Here is a 5,957-nt window from a genome sequence, read left to right as displayed (position 1 = left end):
GGGCATGCCGCCGGGCCCGCCGGGCGGGCCGGGCATGCCACCGGGGCCGCTGCCCCGGGTCGGGTTGCCGTCGCCGCCGAAGACCCGGCCGATGCCGTTGTAGCCCATGGCCAACTGGAGCAGCGTGTTGTCGGTGGACCCGCCGATGTACGGCCGCGACGAGGCCGGCCACAGGCTGACCAGCGCGACGAACCAGCCGCCGCTGACGATCACCGCGACCAGCCCGATCAGACTCACCCGGACCCGGTGCCAGAAGCCGCCGGGCAGGGCGATCAGCAGCACCGCGGCGATCACCGGCAGGATCACGAAGGCCTGCAACAGCTTGGCGAGGAAGGCGAACCCGATCGCCGTGCCGGCGAGTGCGCTCCACCGCCCCGGGTGCCCGTCGAGGGCCCGGATGACGCAGTATCCCGCTGCGACCAGCAGCAACACCAGGAGCGCGTCGGGGTTGTTGAACCGGAACATCGACGCCGCGACCGGGGTGAGGGCGAGCACCGTGCCGGCGAACAGGGCGGTCGACGGTCCGCTGGTGCGCCGCACGGCGGCGTACAGCAGGGCGACGGCGGCAACACCCATGAGGACCTGCGGGACGATCATGCTCCAGGTGTTGAAGCCGAAGATCCGCCCGGACAGGCCCATCACCCAAATCGAGGCCGGTGGCTTGTCGACGGTGATGAAGTTGCCCGCGTCCAGCGAGCCGAACAGCAGGGCCTTCCAGTTCTGCGTCCCGGCCTGGACCGCGGCCGCGTAGTAGTCGTTGGCCCAGCGGCGCGCGCCCAGCCCCCACAGGTAGAGCACGGTGGTGAAGGCGAGCAGGCCGACGAGGGCCAGCCGCTGGGTGCGGGTGTCACGGACGGTCGTCATCGGTTTCCTTCGGATTCGGTCGACGGGGACAGGTGCCGCGGGTGGAAGACCCACCGGCGCAACAGGACGAAGCGGACGAGGGTGGCCAGCAGGTTGGCCGCCACGACGACGCCCAGCTCGACGGCGCGGGGCGGGACGCACACGGCGTGCAGGACCGCCAGCGACCCCGACGTGAGCAGCAGGCCGATCGCAAACACGATCAAGCCCTGGAACTGATGGCGGGCGGCACCGGCGCGCCCGCGGACGCCGAAGCTGAACCGGCGGTTCGCGGCGGTGTTGCCGATAGCGGTCACCAACAGTGCCGTGAAGTTCGCGGCCTGCGGTCCCATGCCCCCGCGCAGCGCGAGGAACAGCGCCAGGTAGGCGAGTGTGCTGAGGGTGCCGACCGCGATGAAGCCGACGGCCTGGCGCAGGAAGGAGGTCGGCGGCACCGGGGCCGCCTGGGCGCCGAACTGCTCGGCGACCGCGCTGATCGGTATCGTCCCGGTCGCGAATCCGCGCAGCAGCCGGGCGACCCCTTTCAGGTCGGCCGCGGCCGTGGCGACGATGTCCACCCGGCTGTCGGGGTCGTCGATCCAGTCCACCGGCACCTCGTGGATGCGCAGCCCGCTGCGCTCGGCCAGGACCAGCAGTTCGGTGTCGAAGAACCACCCGGTGTCCTTCACCAGCGGCAGCAAAGCTCGGGCCGCATCGGCGCGGATCGCCTTGAATCCGCACTGGGCGTCGGAGAACCGGGCCGCGAGCGCGCCGCGCAGGATCAGGTTGTAGCAGCGGGAGATGAACTCGCGCTTGGGCCCGCGCACCACCCGCGAGCCGCGGGACAGCCGGGTGCCGATCGCGATGTCCGAGTGCCCGGAGACCAGCGGTGCGACCAGTGGCAGCAGTGCGTGCAGGTCCGTCGACAGGTCGACGTCCATGTAGGCGAGAACGGGGGAGTCGGAGTCGAGCCACACGTCGTGCAGGGCCCGGCCGCGCCCCTTCTGCTCGAGTTGGCACACCCGCACGTCGTCGAACTCGGCGGCGAGCTCGACGGCGATCACGGGCGTCGCGTCGCTGCTCGCGTTGTCGGCGATGGTGACGCGGAAGGAGTAGGGGAGCTGATCGGCGAGGAAGGCGCGCAGGCGGCGGACCGACCGGTCGAGGGTCGCCTGCTCGTTGAACACCGGCACCACGACGTCCACCACCGGAACCGAGCGGCGGCGCGCCTCGTGCGCCGCGTCCGGTCGGGCGGTGAATCCGGATTCCGTATCGATGAGGGTCATACCGTCGACTCTCGTCCGCGGTTGTGGGCGGGTGATTGGTCGACGCTATGAGTCCGCTATGAATGCGCGGTGGGCGATCCGTCCGGCGCCGAGGGCAGTCGCAGGGTGAACACGGTGTCGCCGGGCTCGCTGCGCAGCGTGATGGTGCCGTGGTGGGCGCCCACGACGGCGTCCACGATGGACAGGCCCAGGCCGGTGCTGCCGGCGGTGCGCGAGCGCGAGGAGTCCCCGCGGGCGAACCGGGTGAAGACCTCCGGTTGCAGGCCGGGGTCGATGCCGGGCCCGTTGTCGGAGACGGTGAGCAGCGCGTCGCCGGCGACGGTGGACAGGGCGACCGTGACGACCGTCCCCGGCGGCGTATGCACCCGGGCGTTGGCCAGCAGGTTGGCCAGTACCTGGTGCAGGCGGGCGCCGTCGCCGATGACGACGACGGGGTTCTCCGGCACGTCCAGGCGCCACTCGTGCTCCGGCCCGGCGACGTGGGCGTCGCTCACGGCATCCACGGACAGCGCGCACAGGTCGACCGGTTCCCGCTCGAGGGGGCGGCCCGAGTCCAGGCGGGCCAGCAACAGCAGGTCCTCGACCAGGTGCGTCATCCGATCCGACTCGGACTGCACGCGACCGATGGCGTGGGCGACCTCGTCGGGCACCTCGTCGCGGCGTCGACCGGCCAATTCGGTGTAGCCGCGGATCGCCGCGAGCGGGGTGCGCAGCTCGTGGCTGGCGTCGGCGACGAACTGGCGGGCGCGGGTCTCGCTCTCCTGTCGGGTGGTGAGCGCGGTGCCGATGTGGTCGAGCATGCGGTTCAGCGCCGACCCCATCTGGCCGACCTCGGTGCCCGGGTCGGTGTCGGCGGCGGACGACATGCGCACCGGCAGTTCGACCTCGCCGCGGTGCAGGGGCAGGTTGACCACTTGTCGCGCCGTCGCCGCCACGCGGTTCAGCGGGGCCAGGGCGCGTCGGGTGATGGCCGCGCCGACGATGGCGGCGGCCAGCAGCGCGGTCGCCGAGACGATCGTGATGATCAGGAACACGGTCCACATCGTGTTGTTGACCGTCGACATGGGCAGGCCGGTGACCACGACGTTCCCGTCGGGGGAGGGGGTCGAGATCAACCGGAACCGTCCGAGGTCGCCGATGCTCGCGGTGCGCGGCGCCCCGTCGGCCTCCTGGGCGATCAGATCGCTCAGCGCGTCGTTGTCGACGGCCTTGCGGTTGCCGTCGGTGCCGAGCGCCCCGGCGACGGTGGAGCCGGAGGGGCGGACCACGGCGGCGACCAGCCCGGTCGGCTGTCCGGGGGCGTCGAGGAACTCCGGGCCCGGGCCGAGCCGCTGGCGACGACGCGGCGGCGCGTGACCGGGGCGGTCCGGCGGCGGGGGGAACGCCGTCATCATCACCGAGCGGTGCGAGACCTCGCTCAGGGTGTCGTCGAGCTGGGCCATCAGGTAGTGGCGCAGGGCGATCTCGGTGGCCGTGCCGACCACGACGCAGACGAGCGCGAGCAGCAGGACCTGGCCGACCAGGAGCCGGGAGCGCAGCGTCCATCTGCTCGGCGAGGTCAGCCGATTGCGGCGCTCAGTCAACGGGCTTGAGGACATAACCGGCGCCCCGAATCGTGTGGATCATCGGCTCGCGGCCGCTGTCGATCTTCTTGCGCAGGTAGGAGATGTACAACTCGACGATGTTCGAGCGGCCGCCGAAGTCGTAGTTCCACACCCGGTCGAGGATCTGCGCCTTGGACAGCACCCGCTTGGGGTTGTGCATGAGGAAGCGCAGCAGTTCGAACTCGGTGGAGGTCAAGGTGATCGGCGCGCCGGCCCGGGTGACCTCGCGGCTGTCCTCGTCCAGGACCAGGTCGCCGACGACGAGCTGTGCGTCGCCGTCGTCGGTCATCACCCCGGCGCGGCGCAGCAGGGCGCGCAGCCGCAGGATGACCTCCTCGATGCTGAACGGTTTGGTGACGTAGTCGTCACCGCCGGCGGTCAACCCGGCGATGCGGTCCTCGACCGAGTCCTTGGCGGTGAGCAGCAGCACCGGCAGCGCCGGATCGATTTGGCGCAACCGCAGGAGCACCTCCAGGCCGTTCATGTCCGGCAGCATGACGTCCAGGACCACCACGTCCGGCTTGACGGCCCGCGCGGTGGCGATCGCCGACGAGCCGTCCTTGGCCGTCGAGACCGTCCACCCCTCGTAGCGCAACGCCATCGACACCATCTCGGCGAGAACCGCCTCGTCGTCGACGACGAGCGCGCTGATCGGCGAACCGTCGGCGCGCGTCATCCGTACCCGGTTCGGTGCTTCGGTGGCCACGACTACCAGTATCGGCGTTCCCGGTGGGTCGCAGCTATGCCGAAGCTATGTGTTCGCTGTGTGAATGTTTGTGACCAACGTCGCCGGTGGGAAATGCCGGAATCGGGCACCACTGGGGTACCGTTGAGGCAACTGACAGGCGTTCACGCACTGTCATGCGTCGTTAGAACGCTTCTTCTCCGCCGGGTTCCCGGCTTGGTTGACTTCACAACGGCGAACGAATGCGCCCGACCGGGCGTCTTCGCCATCTGCGATTCGCGAAACACCGTGCGCGGTATCCGGCTGTGGCCGTGCCGTGCACCGCGGATCCGCGTTGCCGGAAAGGCACATCGATATGACCACCACCTTCTCCTCCCTCGGCGTGCCCGATGCGCTCGTGAGCGTGCTCGCCGCCCAGGGCAAGACCGAACCCTTCCCGATCCAGGCCGCGACGCTGCCGAACACGCTCGACGGCGACGACGTCCTCGGGCGCGGCAAGACCGGCTCGGGCAAGACCCTCGCCTTCGCGATCCCGCTCGTCGCCGGCCTCGTCGACATCGGCGTGACCACCCGTCCGGGTCGCCCGACCGGCCTGGTCCTGGCGCCGACCCGCGAACTCGCGACGCAGATCGCCGACACCGTCGAGCCGCTCGCCAAGGCCGTCGGCCTGTCGGTCACCACCGTCTTCGGCGGCGTCAAGCAGGCCCGCCAGGAGCAGGCCTTCCGCCGCGGCGTCGACATCGTCGTCGCCTGCCCGGGGCGCCTGGACGACCTGATGAAGCAGGGCATCGTGAAGCTCGACGACGTCGAGATCACCGTCCTGGACGAGGCCGACCACATGGCCGACCTGGGCTTCTTGCCCGTCGTCACCCGCATCCTGTCGGCCACCCCGTACGACGGCCAGCGGCTGCTGTTCTCGGCGACCCTGGACAACGGCGTCGACAAGCTCGTGCGCAAGTTCCTGCACGAGCCGGTGACCCACTCGGTCGACGAGGCGAACTCGCCGGTCGCCAAGATGACGCACCACGTCTTCGAGGCCGCCAACGCCACCGACAAGCACGAGCTCGTGCGCGAGCTCGCGTCCGGCACCGGCCGCCGCATCCTGTTCACCCGGACCAAGCACCAGGCCAAGAAGCTGGCCCGCAAGCTGACCGCCGAGGGCATCCCCTCCGTCGACCTGCACGGCAACCTGAACCAGAACCAGCGCGACCGCAACCTCGCGGCCTTCGGTGGCGGTGACGCCCGCGTCCTCGTCGCGACCGACGTCGCGGCGCGCGGTGTCCACGTCGACGGTGTCGAGCTGGTCGTGCACGTCGACCCGCCGGCCGAGCACAAGGCCTACCTGCACCGGTCGGGCCGCACCGCCCGCGCCGGTGAGACCGGTGACGTCGTCACCGTGTGCCTGCCCGAGCAGCGCGGCGACCTGCGCAAACTGCTGCGCAGCGCCAAGATCGACGTCCAGCCGCAGCGGGTCACCGCCGCCTCGGAGACGGTCGACCAGCTGGTCGGCGAGCGTGCCGAGCACGTCGAGCCCGCCCCGGC

At 70.9% G+C, this 5,957-nt stretch carries 5 protein-coding genes; 1 reads left to right on the top strand and 4 read right to left on the bottom strand.

Going from position 1 to position 5,957, the window contains the following annotated elements; translation table 11 throughout:
- The 4 genes from QM634_RS13020 to QM634_RS13005 all read right to left on the bottom strand — a co-directional run.
- A partial coding sequence (locus tag QM634_RS13020; RefSeq protein ID WP_415043203.1) for an ArnT family glycosyltransferase occupies nt 1-864 on the bottom strand: 864 nt, incomplete at its 3' end.
- Nucleotides 861-2,126, bottom strand: coding sequence for a glycosyltransferase (locus tag QM634_RS13015; protein WP_415043202.1), 1,266 nt, complete (start codon nt 2,124-2,126; stop codon nt 861-863). The genes QM634_RS13020 and QM634_RS13015, both read right to left, overlap by 4 nt.
- A gap of 56 nt (nt 2,127-2,182) precedes the next feature.
- Nucleotides 2,183-3,724 carry a sensor histidine kinase gene (locus QM634_RS13010; RefSeq protein ID WP_415043201.1) on the bottom strand — a complete coding sequence of 514 codons (1,542 nt, stop codon included), beginning with the start codon at nt 3,722-3,724 and terminating at the stop codon, nt 2,183-2,185.
- Nucleotides 3,702-4,406 carry a response regulator transcription factor gene (locus QM634_RS13005; RefSeq protein WP_415043204.1) on the bottom strand — a complete coding sequence of 235 codons (705 nt, stop codon included), beginning with the start codon at nt 4,404-4,406 and terminating at the stop codon, nt 3,702-3,704. Before QM634_RS13005 ends, QM634_RS13010 begins: the two co-directional genes overlap by 23 nt.
- 364 nt (nt 4,407-4,770) lie before the next feature.
- Between QM634_RS13005 and QM634_RS13000 the strand changes: the two genes are divergently transcribed.
- The coding region (locus QM634_RS13000) for a DEAD/DEAH box helicase (RefSeq protein WP_415043200.1) at nt 4,771-5,957 on the top strand (1,187 nt) is incomplete at its 3' end.

The sequence above is a fragment of the Gordonia sp. (in: high G+C Gram-positive bacteria) genome, assembly GCF_047606305.1.
In the GTDB taxonomy this organism is placed as follows: domain Bacteria; phylum Actinomycetota; class Actinomycetes; order Mycobacteriales; family Mycobacteriaceae; genus Gordonia.
This window is presented reverse-complemented; position numbering and strand designations above follow the sequence as displayed.